This window comes from Pseudomonas sp. IB20, assembly GCF_009707325.1.
Taxonomy (GTDB): domain Bacteria; phylum Pseudomonadota; class Gammaproteobacteria; order Pseudomonadales; family Pseudomonadaceae; genus Aquipseudomonas.
In genome coordinates this window covers 41,164-54,925 of sequence record NZ_CP046103.1, presented here as the reverse complement: position 1 = coordinate 54,925, position 13,762 = coordinate 41,164, and the positions used below count along the sequence as shown (strand labels likewise).

17 protein-coding genes are annotated in these 13,762 nt (G+C 60.3%); 8 read left to right on the top strand and 9 right to left on the bottom strand.

Annotated elements, in window-relative coordinates; genetic code table 11:
- Positions 1-7: 7 nt before the first annotated feature.
- Both GJU48_RS00260 and prlC read right to left on the bottom strand, forming a co-directional pair.
- Positions 8-280, bottom strand: a complete 273-nt coding sequence (locus GJU48_RS00260; protein WP_094949698.1) for a YheV family putative zinc ribbon protein — start codon at positions 278-280, stop codon at positions 8-10.
- A complete protein-coding gene (gene prlC, locus GJU48_RS00255) occupies positions 277-2,376 on the bottom strand; it encodes an oligopeptidase A (RefSeq protein WP_176462904.1) in 2,100 nt (699 codons plus the stop codon). The genes GJU48_RS00260 and prlC overlap by 4 nt, the downstream gene beginning before the upstream one ends.
- A 54-nt stretch (positions 2,377-2,430) precedes the next feature.
- Here prlC and GJU48_RS00250 point away from each other — a divergent pair, with 54 nt between their 5' ends.
- Both GJU48_RS00250 and GJU48_RS00245 read left to right on the top strand, forming a co-directional pair.
- Positions 2,431-2,973: a gamma carbonic anhydrase family protein gene (locus GJU48_RS00250; RefSeq protein ID WP_094949700.1), complete on the top strand. Its 543-nt coding sequence runs from the start codon at positions 2,431-2,433 to the stop codon at positions 2,971-2,973.
- The gene (locus GJU48_RS00245; RefSeq protein WP_094949701.1) at positions 2,970-3,629 is read left to right on the top strand and encodes an HAD family hydrolase; all 660 of its coding nucleotides are present in this window, start codon (positions 2,970-2,972) and stop codon (positions 3,627-3,629) included. The genes GJU48_RS00250 and GJU48_RS00245 overlap by 4 nt, the downstream gene beginning before the upstream one ends.
- A 100-nt stretch (positions 3,630-3,729) precedes the next feature.
- Here the strand turns inward: GJU48_RS00245 and GJU48_RS00240 are convergent, their stop codons facing one another.
- Positions 3,730-4,773: an aminopeptidase gene (locus GJU48_RS00240; protein ID WP_094949702.1), complete on the bottom strand. Its 1,044-nt coding sequence runs from the start codon at positions 4,771-4,773 to the stop codon at positions 3,730-3,732.
- A 141-nt stretch (positions 4,774-4,914) separates the two neighbouring features.
- Between GJU48_RS00240 and GJU48_RS00235 the strand changes: the two genes are divergently transcribed.
- The gene (locus GJU48_RS00235) at positions 4,915-5,337 is read left to right on the top strand and encodes a PA0061/PA0062 family lipoprotein (RefSeq protein ID WP_094949703.1); all 423 of its coding nucleotides are present in this window, start codon (positions 4,915-4,917) and stop codon (positions 5,335-5,337) included.
- Here GJU48_RS00235 and GJU48_RS00230 read toward each other — a convergent pair whose 3' ends face one another.
- Both GJU48_RS00230 and GJU48_RS00225 read right to left on the bottom strand, forming a co-directional pair.
- Complete coding sequence (locus GJU48_RS00230) at positions 5,338-5,577, bottom strand: DUF1161 domain-containing protein (RefSeq protein WP_064450020.1); 240 nt, start codon at positions 5,575-5,577, stop codon at positions 5,338-5,340.
- A gap of 251 nt (positions 5,578-5,828) precedes the next feature.
- A complete protein-coding gene (locus GJU48_RS00225; protein ID WP_094949704.1) occupies positions 5,829-6,260 on the bottom strand; it encodes an OsmC family protein in 432 nt (143 codons plus the stop codon).
- Positions 6,261-6,477: 217 nt separating this feature from the next.
- Between GJU48_RS00225 and GJU48_RS00220 the strand changes: the two genes are divergently transcribed.
- Positions 6,478-7,479, top strand: coding sequence for an LLM class flavin-dependent oxidoreductase (locus tag GJU48_RS00220; RefSeq protein WP_094949705.1), 1,002 nt, complete (start codon positions 6,478-6,480; stop codon positions 7,477-7,479).
- Between the two features lie 62 nt (positions 7,480-7,541).
- On the opposite strand, the gene GJU48_RS00215 is transcribed toward GJU48_RS00220, so the two are convergent.
- Together GJU48_RS00215 and GJU48_RS00210 are read right to left on the bottom strand one after the other, a co-directional pair.
- Positions 7,542-7,769 carry a DUF1161 domain-containing protein gene (locus GJU48_RS00215; protein WP_094949706.1) on the bottom strand — a complete coding sequence of 76 codons (228 nt, stop codon included), beginning with the start codon at positions 7,767-7,769 and terminating at the stop codon, positions 7,542-7,544.
- A 114-nt stretch (positions 7,770-7,883) separates the two neighbouring features.
- The gene (locus tag GJU48_RS00210; protein WP_016969657.1) at positions 7,884-8,099 is read right to left on the bottom strand and encodes a dodecin; all 216 of its coding nucleotides are present in this window, start codon (positions 8,097-8,099) and stop codon (positions 7,884-7,886) included.
- A 156-nt stretch (positions 8,100-8,255) separates the two neighbouring features.
- Between GJU48_RS00210 and GJU48_RS00205 the strand changes: the two genes are divergently transcribed.
- Positions 8,256-8,582, top strand: a complete 327-nt coding sequence (locus GJU48_RS00205; RefSeq protein ID WP_003170746.1) for a DUF883 family protein — start codon at positions 8,256-8,258, stop codon at positions 8,580-8,582.
- A gap of 12 nt (positions 8,583-8,594) precedes the next feature.
- Here GJU48_RS00205 and GJU48_RS00200 read toward each other — a convergent pair whose 3' ends face one another.
- Complete coding sequence (locus tag GJU48_RS00200; protein ID WP_094949707.1) at positions 8,595-9,491, bottom strand: LysR family transcriptional regulator; 897 nt, start codon at positions 9,489-9,491, stop codon at positions 8,595-8,597.
- A gap of 109 nt (positions 9,492-9,600) precedes the next feature.
- Between GJU48_RS00200 and trpB the strand changes: the two genes are divergently transcribed.
- The 3 genes from trpB (at position 9,601) to GJU48_RS00185 (ending at position 12,239) form a co-directional block, all read left to right on the top strand.
- Entirely contained in the window at positions 9,601-10,842 is a 1,242-nt protein-coding gene (trpB, locus tag GJU48_RS00195) for a tryptophan synthase subunit beta (RefSeq protein WP_094949708.1), read from the top strand.
- Positions 10,842-11,651 carry a tryptophan synthase subunit alpha gene (gene trpA / locus GJU48_RS00190; protein ID WP_094949709.1) on the top strand — a complete coding sequence of 270 codons (810 nt, stop codon included), beginning with the start codon at positions 10,842-10,844 and terminating at the stop codon, positions 11,649-11,651. Before trpB ends, trpA begins: the two co-directional genes overlap by 1 nt.
- 138 nt (positions 11,652-11,789) lie before the next feature.
- Positions 11,790-12,239, top strand: coding sequence for an anti-virulence regulator CigR family protein (locus tag GJU48_RS00185; RefSeq protein WP_094949710.1), 450 nt, complete (start codon positions 11,790-11,792; stop codon positions 12,237-12,239).
- A gap of 62 nt (positions 12,240-12,301) precedes the next feature.
- Here GJU48_RS00185 and GJU48_RS00180 read toward each other — a convergent pair whose 3' ends face one another.
- Positions 12,302-13,612, bottom strand: coding sequence for an MFS transporter (locus tag GJU48_RS00180; protein ID WP_094949711.1), 1,311 nt, complete (start codon positions 13,610-13,612; stop codon positions 12,302-12,304).
- Positions 13,613-13,762 lie beyond the last annotated feature (150 nt).

The following is a 13,762-nucleotide window of genomic DNA, read 5'->3' as shown; positions in this document are numbered from 1 at the left end:
CAGGGCCTCAGTCTTTTTTCAGCTTGGGATTGGGGAAAAACTGCACCGGCTGCACCTTCGGGTTCGGCGCTTTCAACGCCGATGTATTAACCCGGGTGCCCAATTCCTTGGGCACCGACAGACCTTGGTCATTCAACGTGTCGGTATAACCGCAGGCCACACACTCACGGTGTGGCACGCTGTCTTCGGTCCACATCTTTAACTTGTCCGGCTCGCTGCACGCCGGGCAAACCGCCCCGGCGATAAATTGCTTTTTGGTGATCACAGGCCCTTCGCTCATGCTGCCGCGTCCTCACTCAGGCCGCTGTGGCGCAAGAGTGCGTCAATCGACGGCGCACGTCCGCGGAAGTCGACGAACAGCACCATCGGCGCCTGGGAACCACCGCGGGCCAGGATCGCCTCGCGGAATGCGCGGCCAGTCTCGGCATTCAGCACGCCGTCTTCTTCAAACTTGGAAAAGGCATCCGCCGACAACACTTCAGCCCACTTGTAGCTGTAGTAACCCGCCGCGTAACCGCCAGCAAAGATGTGCGCAAAGCTGTTAGGGAAGCGGTTGTACGCCGGTGGGCGCATCACCGAGACTTCATCACGCACGCCTTCAAGCACCTGCGCCACGCTGCGGCCATCGCCGTGGGTGGCGTGCAGTTCGAAGTCAAACAGCGAGAATTCCAGCTGGCGCACCATCATCAGGCCGGACTGGAAGTTTTTCGCCGCGAGCATTTTTTCCAGCAGGTCCTGCGGCAGCGGCTCACCGGTCTCATAGTGGCCGGAGATCAGCGCCAGGCCTTCCGGCTCCCAGCACCAGTTCTCCATGAACTGGCTCGGCAACTCCACCGCATCCCAAGCCACGCCGTTGATGCCAGAAACGCCGGCATGCTCGACGCGGGTCAGCAGGTGATGCAGGCCGTGGCCGAATTCGTGGAACAGGGTGGTCACTTCATCGTGGGTCAGTAGGGCAGGTTTGCCGCTGTCGGCCGGGGTGAAGTTGCACACCAGGTTAGCCACTGGGCTTTGCAGCACGCCGTCGACCGTGCGACGACGGTCGCGAGCGCCGTCCATCCAGGCACCGCCACGCTTGTTGGCGCGGGCGTACAGGTCAAAGAAGAAGCGGCCGACGTGCTGGCCGTTTTCCTTGATTTCAAACAGGCGAACGTCCGGGTGCCAAGTGTCGAAGCCTTTTTGCTCGGCGATCTCAATGCCATACAGGCGTTGCACGATGGCAAACAGGCCGCCCAGCACTTTGTCGATTGGGAAGTAGGCGCGCAGCGCTTCCTGAGACACGCTGTAACGTTGCTCACGGAGCTTCTCGCCGTAGAAACCGCTGTCCCAGCTTTGCAGATCAGCACAGCCTTGCTCGGCAGCGTAAGCCTTGAGCTGTTGCAGGTCTTGGGCAGCAAACGGCTTGCTGCGCGTGGCCAGGTCGCGCAGGAAGCTCAGCACCTGGTCGCTGGACTCGGCCATCTTGGTGGCCAGGCTCAGTTCGGAGAACGAGGCGTAGCCCAGCAGTTTGGCCAGCTCCTGACGCAGGTCGAGGATTTGTTCCATTACCGGGCCGTTATCATTCTTACCGGCATTCGGGCCTTGGTCCGACGCACGGGTGCAGTAGGCCGCGTAGACTTCTTCACGCAGGGCACGGTCGTGGGCGTAGGTCATCACCGCGTAGTAGCTGGGGAATTCCAGGGTAATCAGCCAGCCGTCGAGGCTTTTGGCCTGGGCGGCGGCGGCCATTTGTGCCTTGGCCGAGTCGGTCAGGCCGGCGAGGGTGGCTTCGTCGGTGACGTGTTTGGTCCAGGCTTGGGTGGCATCCAACAGTTGGTTGGAAAATTTGCTGCCCAGCTCGGAGAGCTTGCTCTGCACTTCGGCGTAACGCTTTTGCTGCTCAGGCGGCAAATCGATACCCGACAGGCGGAAGTCGCGCAGGGAATGTTCCAGGATGGTTTTTTGCGCCACGTCGAAACCAGCCGCTTGCGGGCTGTTGGCCAGGGCTTCAAAGGCCTGGAACAGTGCGCGGTTCTGGCCCATCTCAGTGGAGTAGGCGCTCAATGCCGGCAGGCACGACTCGTAGGCTTCACGCAGTTCGGCGCTGTTGCACACGGCATTCAAGTGGCTGACCGGGCTCCAGGCGGCGCCCAGGCGGTCATTCAGTTCGTCCATGGCCAGCACCAGGCCGGCCCATGTCGGATTTTTGCCCTGGCTTTGCAGGATGCCTTCGATGGCAACACGGTTGTCGGCGAGGATCTGTTCGATGGCCGGCTGCACGTGCTCGGCACGGATCGCCGAGAACGGCGGCAGGTCGTAGGACTGCAGAAGAGGGTTGTTCGCGCTCACGGTTGGCACCTTGGCTGAAGAAACATGTAAGAACAAAGATGGGGCCATCTTAATTACAATCAACGCCCACCGCAGCTATCAGCACATAAGAGAGAGGCTATCGTGACCCTTCGCACTTATCAGAACCACACGCCAACCCTGGGCGCCGGGGCTTTTGTCGATATTTCGGCGGTGGTGATCGGCGATGTCGAAATCGGCGCCGACAGCTCGGTTTGGCCGCTGACGGTGATTCGCGGCGACATGCACCGCATCCGCATCGGGGCACGCACCAGCGTGCAGGACGGCTGCGTGCTGCACATTACCCACGCAGGTCCCTTTAATCCTGACGGTTTCCCGCTGCTGATCGGCGATGACGTGACCATCGCCCACAAAGTCATGCTGCATGGCTGCACGGTGGGGAACCGCATCCTGATCGGCATGGGCAGCATTGTGATGGACGGCGCCGTGGTCGAAGACGACGTGATCATCGGCGCCGGCAGCCTGGTGCCACCGGGCAAAAAACTCGACAGCGGCTTTTTGTACGTGGGCAGCCCGGTTAAACAAATCCGTGCGCTGACTGACAAGGAGCGTGCCTTTTTCACCTACAGCGCGGCGAACTACGTGAAGCTCAAAGACCTGCACCTGGCTGAAGGATTCGACCAATGACCCAGCGTTACCAAACCGTCCTGTTTGACCTGGATGGCACCCTGACCGACCCGCGTGAGGGCATCACCCGCTCGATCCAGTACGCGCTTGGCAAGCTCGGTATCGACGAACCGGACCTGACCAAACTGGAACACTTCATCGGCCCACCGTTGCTGCAAGCCTTCATGCAGTTCTACAGCTTCGACGAGGCCAAGGCGTGGGACGCGGTGAATTTCTATCGCGAGCGCTTCAAGGTCACCGGGCTGTACGAAAACCGCGTGTTCGACGGCGTGATGCCGCTGCTTGAAGCGCTGAATGGCCAGGGTCGCCAGCTGTATGTGGCCACGTCCAAGCCGTGGGTGTTTGCCCGCGAGATTGCGCGGCATTTCGATTTTGCCAAGCACTTCAAGGTGATTTACGGCAGCGAGCTCGATGGCACACGCACCAATAAGGTTGAGTTGATTGCGCACTTGATGAGCGAGGAAGGCCTAGACCCGGCGACCACCTTGATGATTGGCGATCGCAAGCATGACCTGATCGGCGCGCGCAGCAATGGGCTGGATTCGGCGGCGGTGGGGTATGGGTTTGGCAGTTTTGAAGAGCTGAGTGCTGAGGCGCCGACTTGGCATTTTGAGACGTTGGAGGAGATGCATCAGGCGTTTTTGCAGCGCGCTTGAGACCGCTATCGCAGCGATGCGGCGACCCGACAAACCAGCTCCCACATTGGATCGGCGTACACAGATCAAGTGTGGGGGCTGGCTTGCCTGCGATGAAGCCCTAACGGCCCCCACCCTCCAACTGCCTCAACGCCGCCTTACGCTGCTCCACCGGCAACCCACCCAACTTCTCAACCGCCGTATAGAACTTCACCCAATCCCCACTTTCCTGCGCAAACAACGCCGCAAACGCCGGCACCCATTGGTCATACAGCCCAAACGGCAACAACCGCGCATTGTTCATCGGCTGGTTGATCCACACGTCGTAACGTTTATCCCCAGCCCATTGGCTGTCACGCAGGTGCTGATATTCAGTGCGCAAGCGCTCGAACTCGGCGGCTTTGGCTAAGCGCATCACCTCAGCCGACAACGGTTGCGCGTAGAGTTTTTCCAAGCGCTTACGGGTATCGAGCACCAACCGGATAAATTGGTCACGTTGCTGCAACGCCGCATTGTTCAAAGGCGCCAAGCCACGCGCCGCGCGCCATTGGCGGGTGCCTTCCTGCTCAACAAAGTTGGCATACGATTCGTTGAACTCGGTGTCGTCCTGCACATAAAAACGCTGGTGCGCCAGCTCATGGAAGATCAGCGTGGCCAGGCGTTCATCGCCCCAGTTCATCATCGAATTCATGATCGGGTCGTTGAACCAACCTAAGGTCGAATAGGCCTCGACACCGCCAATCGACACATCCATGCCTTTTTGCTGCAACAACGCCGCCTCACCGCGGGCTGCGCCCTGATTGTAATAACCGCGATAAGCGACGCAACCGGCGATTGGGAAGCAATGGGTCTGGGGAGACAGGGAAAATTCCGTAGTAGCGAACACGTTCCAGACGACATAGGGCCGGCCAATGTCGGCGTACAGCCGGTAACTCTGGTTGTCGGGCAAATACAGGTGCTCGCTGGCAAAGGCACGCGCCTTCTGCGCTTGCACCAAGTGATCGCGCAATACCTGTGGGCGGGAAGGGTCGGCGATAACCTCGGCAACCGGCTCGCGCGCCCGCAACAATTGCCACTGGCCGCCGGCCAACTGGCTGTAATAACTGACACTGGAACAGCCGCTGAGCAGCACAACCATTAACCCTGGAAGAAAACCCCTCAACATGCTCCGACTGCTCCTGGGTGATTGGCTCGCCAGACTATCCTGCCTGCACGGAATGTTTCCATGCTCAGCATGTTTATACTCATCACGAGTCTGCTGCCATCGGCGCCGGGCTCAACTCCTTCTTACCGTTGAGTACCTGCCATGCGTCAGCTCTTGCTACTCGTCACCGCCCTGTTTCTAAGCGCTTGTGCTTTGACGCCGATACCGCCGGCCGACCCGCACCAGGCCTGGGTCGATTTCAGCACCCCGACACCGGGGGCCAAACTGGTGATGGCGCAACGTCTGGATGGGAAAAACCTCAACGATGGGCGCTTCTTCCAGGTCCCGCCGGGCAGTCACGAGCTGATGGTGCGCTTTGATTTCGAAGTACCGACCGGCGGCAGTTTGGGCGGGTTGTCGCAGACCCAGGACCGGACCTGCTTCATGACCTTGCAGTACGACAACTTCCAGGCGGGCCAGCGCTACGTACTGGAAGGTCGCTCGCTGGCCTTCACGCCCAACATCCGGCTCTACAACGCCGCGCGGCAGTTGTTGGCGGAGGAACGCAGCGTGAACTGCATCTGATCAGTCGTTGTTCTTCTGGTAGACGATGGCTTTAGTACCGTTCTCACAGCTGCCGACGACCATGGCGCTGTCGTGCTTGTCGGCTTCTTCCTTGCTGACCACTTCCAAGGTGTAGGACGGAACGGCGTTAGCCTGGATCTTGACCTCGATCTCTTTCCTGAGCTCTTCACAATCTTTTGGCGCGGCCACAGCCGACGTGGCCAAAACACCGCAGATGATTGCCAAGGCAAAACGTTTCATGTGTGTAGCTCCCTGAATGCACTGCGCACGGGTGTGCGCCTAGGCTGCATAGCCTATAGGACCACACTTGGGAAACACGAGTTCTGATTTAACGCAGAACTAAATATGGGAGCGGGCTTGTGTGGGAGCTGGCTTGCCTGCGATGGCAGCGCCTCGGTGCAACTGCAAAGCCGAGGTGTACCTATCGCGGGCAAGCCCGGCTCCCACACAAACCCGCTCCCACAGCGATCTACGGTGTTACGCAGTCCGCATTAGCTGACGAGCGTGGCATCCAGGCTGATTTTCGCATTCAGCACCTTGGACACCGGGCACCCTTCCTTGGCCTTTTTGCTCAGTTCATCGAACTGCGCCTGGCTCGCGCCTGGGATCTTGGCTTTCAGAACCAAGTGCACGGCCGTAATCGCAAAACCACCGTCGACTTGGTCCAGCGTCACTTCGGCCTGGGTGTCGATGCTGTCAGCCTTGAGGCCGGCGTCGCCCAAAATCATAGAAAACGCCATGGAGAAGCAGCCGGCGTGCGCCGCACCAATCAACTCCTCAGGGTTTGTGCCCTTGCCGCCCTCGAAACGGGCCTTGAAGCCGTAGGGCGCTTCGCGCAGAACGCCGGTTTCCGTGGAAATGGAACCCAGGCCAGTCTTCAGCTCACCTTCCCAATGCGCGGATGCCTTTTTAACGATACTCATAGCTTTCTCCTCGAACGGTGGTTTTGCTTCAGTAAGGGTTCTGAGGATAGACGGCCCGCCAAAGTTCATCTTGTCGGAGAAACCTAGCGATATAGTAGGAAATATTCCTAACCGCTATTGAATCTCGGGTATATGCCCTCATTGCATAGAACATGCACATGAAGCGGCAGGTTTTGGTTCGTCTATAAGCCTGCGCACCTATTGGAGAAGCAGGCTTATGAAATCGCTGTCCGACGTGAAGTTCTCGACCCTGGACCTGGTGCCCGTGCGCGCCAATGGCAGCCCGGCGCAGTCGCTGCGCAACTCGCTGGACCTGGCCCAGCACGTGGAAAAATTTGGCTACAACCGTTTCTGGGTGGCCGAACACCACAACATGGACGGTATCGCCAGCTCGGCCACCTCGGTGTTGCTGGGCTATCTGGCGGGCGGCACTTCGACCATTCGCGTCGGCTCCGGCGGCGTGATGCTGCCCAACCACGCACCGTTGGTGATCGCCGAACAGTTCGGCACCCTGGAAAGCCTGTACCCCGGCCGTATCGACCTGGGCCTGGGCCGCGCGCCCGGTTCCGACCAGATGACCGCCCGCGCCCTGCGCCGTGAGCGTTCGGGCAGCGCCGATGACTTCCCCGAAGATGTGGCCGAGCTGATGGCGTACCTAGGCCCGCGCACGCCCGACCAACGGGTGATCGCCGTACCGGGCACCGGCACCAACGTGCCGGTGTGGTTGCTGGGTTCCAGCCTGTTCAGCGCACAGCTTGCCGGGGAGCGCGGTTTGCCCTACGCCTTCGCCTCGCATTTCGCACCGCGCTTGATGCATGAGGCGGTTCGCGTGTACCGCAATCACTTCAAGCCTTCGGCTGTACTGGACAAACCCTACGTGATGCTCGGCATCCCGCTGGTAGCCGCCGACACCGACGAGCAGGCCGACTACCTGGCAACCTCCGTGTACCAGCGCATCCTCGCACTGATGCGCGGGCAAAGCCTGGTGCAGCGCCCACCAGTGAAAACCATGGACGGCCTATGGCTGCCCCATGAAAAAGACGCGGTCGGCAGCTTTCTCGGCCTGGCGATGGTCGGCAGCCCGGCGAAGATCCGCGCCAAACTGGAAGTACTGATCGAGCAGACCGGCGCCGATGAGCTGATCTTTACCTGCGACCTCTACGAGCATGCCGACCGGATTCATTCCTACGAGCTGTTGGCGCAGTTGATGAAGGGCTGATAACCCACAGGCGAAAAAAAACCGACGCACTCGCGTCGGTTTTTTATGTCTGGAACACAGGGTTAACCGCGCTTGTAGGCGATTTCCTTGGTGCCACCTTCGCAACTGCCGACAACTGTGTGGTCGGTGGGTGCCGCACCTTTGTCTACCACTTCCAGCGAATAACCCGAGGCACCTTTGGCGTCGATTTTCGCCGCGATTTCGCTTTTCAGCTCATCACAAGGCTTGCCCGCAGCTATTGCTGTCCCCGCAATGCTCAACAAACCTACCGCTAACAGAAGCTTCTTCATCCGATACTTTCCTTGCGCTGATCCAAAAGAGCGTGCCGACGCATCGCATCGGCACCCCAAGGTTGTAGCGCAGGTTATGGCAATCGGCCAGTCCTCAAAGTTCAACCAGCGTGATCAACTACTGGCAATTCGGAACCCCACCTTAAGCGTGACTTGGAAGTGTGCGGCCTTGCCGTCCTTGATGTGGCCACGGGTTTCAGTCACCTCGAACCACTCCAAGTGCTTGATGCTCTTGTGCGCTTCAGCGATGGCGTTGTTGATCGCGTCTTCGATGCTGGTCGTCGACGAACCCACCAGTTCGACTTTCTTGTACGTGTGATGATCAGACATAGCGTTTTCTCCTGAGGTCTCTAGTGAGCGTAGCAGTCAATGTTCGTACTGCTTCTGGCGGCCGTTCCTACACGAAAGTTCAGAATTACTGCACTTTCTGAAAACGCTGGAGTCGGTATCTACACATGCCACTCAATCACTTCAGGAGATGTCCACATGGCCAACACTTCGTTACGCAAAGCGTCGCTGGAAAGCATGGAAGCCGAGATTTCGAGCCTGCTCAAATCCCTTGAGAGCCTCAAGGACGATGCGTCCGACGAGTCGCGCAAAACGCTGAAGGCCCTGAAAAGCAATGCCGAGAATGCCCTCAAGCACTCCCGCCATCTGATCAGCGATGCCTACGAAGAAAGCAAAGTCAAAATCCGCGAAACCGGTGTTGCAACCCGGGACTACGCACAAGAGCACCCATGGACTACCGCCGGCGTCGCCGTTGGTGCACTGGGCCTGCTGGCGGCTTACCTGCTGTGCAAACGCGGTGACTGATTGACCGACCGGCTATAGCGGCTGGCGCAACAGCTCAGCTTTGAGCCACTGCGCCAGCTGCCCCGCGCGCCCGTCTGCGGCGCGCTTGGGTAGCCACAACGCCAGGTGCGCCGGGGTTTCGCTGAAACCCCACGGCGCCACCAGGCGGCCCGCGCGCAGGTCCTCTGCTACCAGCGGTTCTGGCGCAATCGCCACGCCTAAACCGGCTACGGCCGCCTCCAACAAATAATACAAATGCTCAAACCCCTGGCCGTGTTTCAACGCGCCGGGCGCGATGCCGTGTTGCTGCGCCCAACTGGGCCAGGCTTGCGGGCGGGATGTGGTGTGCAACAAGGCTTCGCTGCACAGAGCCTGTGCCGGGGCTTGGCGCAGGCGTTCATAACCGACGAAGCGCGGGCTCATCACCGGCCCGATGCGTTCGCTGGCAAGCGTGTACACCTGCATATCCGCCGGCCACGGCGGCTCGGCGAACACCAATAGGGCGTCAAGGCCGGGGCGCCGGGGGTCGAGATCGCCGTCACCCGCCGACAGGTGCAGGCGCAAGTCCGGCAGGTCGGCGTTCAAGCGACCCAGGCGCGGAATCAGCCAACGCGCCAACAAACTGCCCGAGCAGCCCAGCACGAACGGCGCGTCGGCGCTGGCCTGGGTCAGTTCGGCGCACACATCCCTTAAACGTTCGAAGGCTTCCGCACTGGCATCCCGCAGCCGAACCCCGGCATCTGTGAGTTTAAGGCCGCGACCGTCCTTGGCGAACAGGCTGACACCCAAATGCTCTTCGAGCACCTTCAACTGGCGGCTGACGGCGCCGTGGGTCACATGCAGTTGCTCGGCAGCCTGGCTGACGCTGTTGAGCCGGGCTGTGGCTTCAAACGCGCGCAAGGCATTGAGAGGGGGAAGGTCTCGGCTCATCTGTGAGTTTTCCTGACAGGTTACGGCGATCTTATCGGTTTTCAGCGTAGCGCGTCAGGGGTAGAGTGGCCGTCATTGCCTCTCCTCACATTCTTTATCGGAGCGCCCCATGACTCAGTCCCAGACCGATCTACGCAACGGCCCTGACGCCAACGGCCTGTTTGGCGCGTTCGGCGGCCGCTACGTCGCTGAAACCCTGATGCCGTTGATCCTCGAACTGGCCCGCGAATACGAAGCGGCCAAGATTGATCCGGCTTTCAACAAAGAACTGGCCTACTTCCAGCGCGACTACGTCGGACGCCCAAGCCCGCTGTATTTCGCTGAGCGCCTGACTGAGTTCTGCGGCGGCGCCAAGATCTACCTCAAGCGCGAAGAGCTAAACCACACCGGCGCGCACAAGATCAACAACTGCATCGGCCAGATCCTGCTGGCGCGGCGCATGGGCAAAAAACGCATCATCGCCGAGACCGGCGCCGGCATGCACGGCGTGGCCACTGCCACCGTGGCTGCGCGCTTCGGCCTCGACTGCGTGATCTACATGGGCACCACCGACATCGAGCGCCAACAGGCCAACGTGTTCCGCATGAAGCTGCTGGGCGCCAAAGTGATCCCGGTAGTGTCCGGCACCGGCACGCTCAAAGACGCGATGAACGAAGCCCTGCGCGACTGGGTGACCAACGTTGATGACACCTTCTACCTGATCGGCACCGTGGCTGGCCCGCACCCATACCCTGCAATGGTGCGCGACTTCCAGGCAGTGATCGGCAAGGAAACCCGTGACCAGATGCAAGCCCAGGAAGGTCGCCTGCCGGACAGCCTGGTGGCGTGTATCGGCGGTGGCTCGAACGCCATGGGCCTGTTCCACCCGTTCCTGAATGACACCAGCGTCGAAATCATCGGCGTTGAAGCGGCAGGCTATGGCATCGAAACCGGCAAGCATGCCGCCAGCCTCAACGGCGGCGTACCGGGCGTACTGCACGGTAACCGTACCTTCCTGCTGCAGGACGACGACGGCCAGATCATCGACGCCCACTCGATTTCCGCCGGCCTCGACTACCCCGGCATCGGCCCGGAACACGCCTGGTTGCATGACATCGGCCGCGCCCAGTACACGTCGGTGACTGACGACGAAGCCTTGGAAGCATTCCACAAATGCTGCCGCCTGGAAGGGATTATTCCTGCTCTGGAAACTGCCCACGCCCTTGCCGAAGTATTCAAACGCGCACCGAACCTGCCGAAAGATCACCTGATGGTGGTGAACTTGTCTGGCCGTGGCGACAAAGACATGCAGACCGTGATGCACCACATGGAAAACTCTCCACAAGAGCCAGCCAAGCAGGAGAAACACTGATGAGCCGCCTGCAAACCCGCTTTGCGCAGCTGAAAGAACAAAACCGCGCCGCCCTGGTGACCTTCGTCACCGCCGGCGACCCGGGTTATGACACCTCGCTGGCGATCCTCAAGGGCTTGCCCGCAGCCGGCGCCGATGTGATCGAGTTGGGCATGCCCTTCACCGACCCGATGGCCGACGGCCCAGCCATCCAACTGGCCAACATTCGCGCGCTGGAAGCCAAGCAGAACCTGGCCAAAACCCTGCAAATGGTTCGCGAGTTCCGCCAAGACAACAACGACACGCCACTGGTGTTGATGGGCTACTTCAACCCGATCCACAAATACGGCGTGCCGCAGTTCATCACTGACGCCAAAGAAGCCGGCGTGGACGGCCTGATCGTGGTCGACATGCCGCCTGAACATAACGGCGAGCTGTGCGACCCGGCCCAGGCGGCGGGCATCGACTTCATCCGCCTGACCACGCCGACCACCGATGACGTGCGCCTGCCGACCGTGCTGAACGGCAGCTCCGGCTTTGTGTACTACGTGTCGGTGGCCGGTGTGACCGGTGCTGGCGCCGCCACCTTGGAACACGTCGAAGAAGCCGTGACTCGCCTGCGTCGGCATACCGACCTGCCGATCAGCATTGGTTTTGGTATTCGCACGCCAGAACAGGCAGCCGCCATCGCGCGCTTGGCCGATGGTGTGGTGGTGGGTTCGGCACTGATCGACCACATCGCCAATGCCAAAAATGATCAGCAGGCAATTGATGGCGTGTTGAGCTTGTGCGCGGCGTTGTCGGAAGGTGTCCGTAACGCCCGTAAGTAAACGCTGTGTAGCGGTAGGTAAAGTTCCGGATACAGAGGAATCATACTGTCGAATCAGTACCTAAACTGGCAAGACCAAGGGATTTCGAACCTCGTTCGAAATCCCTTTTTTGTTCGTGAAGTACTGAGGAAACACCCCATGAAAATGCCTAAAAGCTTGATCGCTGGCCTCGGCGTGCTGATGCTCGGTGCGAGTGCCTTGGTGCAGGCCGCGCCCCCTGACCAACGCGGTGATGGCGATGGCCCTGGCCGTGGCGGCCCGCAAGGCCAACACGAGCAACGTGGCGACGACCATCGCGGCCCGCAGAACAATCGCCGCGGCCCGCCTCAGGACTTCGGCCCGGTGCGGCAGATCATCCACGACAACCACGGCCAGTTCTCCCGTGGTGCACCGCCACCACCGAATCTACGCCTGGTGCGCGGCCAGCCACTGCCACGTGGTTACTATGGCGAACGCCTGGACAACCGCGCCCTGGCGCGCCTGCCGGTTTACCAAGGTTACGAATGGCGCCGCTCCGGGCCAGACGTGGTGTTGATCGCGGTGGGCACGGGCATCGTCTACGAGATTTTGGACGGCGTGCTCAACTAACGCCCGTGCTTTTGTGGCAGCCGGGCTTGTTGTGGCGAGCGGGCTGGCCAGTTGGCCACAGGTTATTCATTCAGTTCGATGCGTTCGACTTTGCCTACGAGCAACACGTAGGACAGCGCCCCCAGCAACGCCAGCACCGCAATGTAGGTAATCGCCGGCGCGAACGAATCACCACTGGCCAAAAAGCCAATCACAATCGGCGTGGTTATTGCTGACAGGTTGCCGATAAAGTTGAACACCCCACCGGTCAGCCCCAGCAGGCGCGCCGGTGCCAGGGTGGCCACCAGTGACCAGGTGATCGACGCCAGGCCATTGCCGAAAAATGCCACTGCAAGGAACGCAATCACCCACGCCGTTGAGTCCACATAGTTGGCACCAATGATCGCCGTGGAAATCAGCAACCCGGCAATGATCGGCAGCTTGCGCGCAAAGCCTACCGATGCGCCCCGGCGAATCAGCCAGTCAGAAAAAATCCCCGAACACAGCACGCCCACAAACGCCGCCAGGAAGGGCAGCGACGCCAGCAGGCCGGACTTGATGAAGTCCATCCCGCGATATTTCACCAGGTAGGTCGGAAACCACGTCAGGAAAAACCACAGCGTGGAGTTCAGGCAGAACTGCCCCAGGTAGATGCCCCACAGCTTGCGCTTGCTCAGCACGATGCCCAGGTCGACCCAACTGAACGGCGCCTTGGTGGCTTGCGCCTGCATATCCACCAAACCACCGCCTTCACGGATCAGCTCGATTTCAGCGGCGTTGGCACCTTTGAAATCCTTCGGCTCGCGGTACACCGCGTACCACACCAGTGCCCACAGAATGCCGACGCCACCGGTGGCGACAAACACCATGTGCCAGCCAAACGCGTGCTGCAGCCACGCCAACACCGGCGTGAGAAACGCCAGCCCGACAAACTGCCCCGACGTATAAACGCCAATCGCCGTGGCGCGCTCGCGCTCAGGAAACCAAGTGGTGACCACACGGCTGTTGATCGGGTAGGCCGGTGCTTCCAAGGCGCCGACCGCCATGCGCAGCACAAACAGCGCGATGAAGCTGGCGGCAAACCCGAGCATCACGGTGGCAATCGACCACAACAGCAGGGCGACGGTGTAGAGAATGCGCGGTGGCACCCGATCCACCAACCAGCCGCCGGGGATCTGCATGGCGGCGTAGGTCCAGCCGAAGGCGGAGAAGATCAGCCCGACGTGCACCGGGTCGATGCCCAGCTCGCTGGTCAATGCCGGGGCGGCAATCGACAGGTTGCTGCGGTCGAGGTAGTTGATCACCACGGTGATAAACAGCAGCACCATGATGAAGAAACGCTTTCTGCTGGGCGTGACTAAAGAAGCCTGCCCGGTGAAGGACTCAGGTTGCATGGGGGTGCCTCTTCTTATGTTTATTGAGGACGGGGGCGGTCAGTGTGGGAGCTGGCTTGCCTGCGATGGCGGTGTGCCTGTGCCAGAGATACAAGCTGGCCCACCGCTATCGCAGGCAAGCCAGCTCCCACATTGACTGTGTTTCTTCAG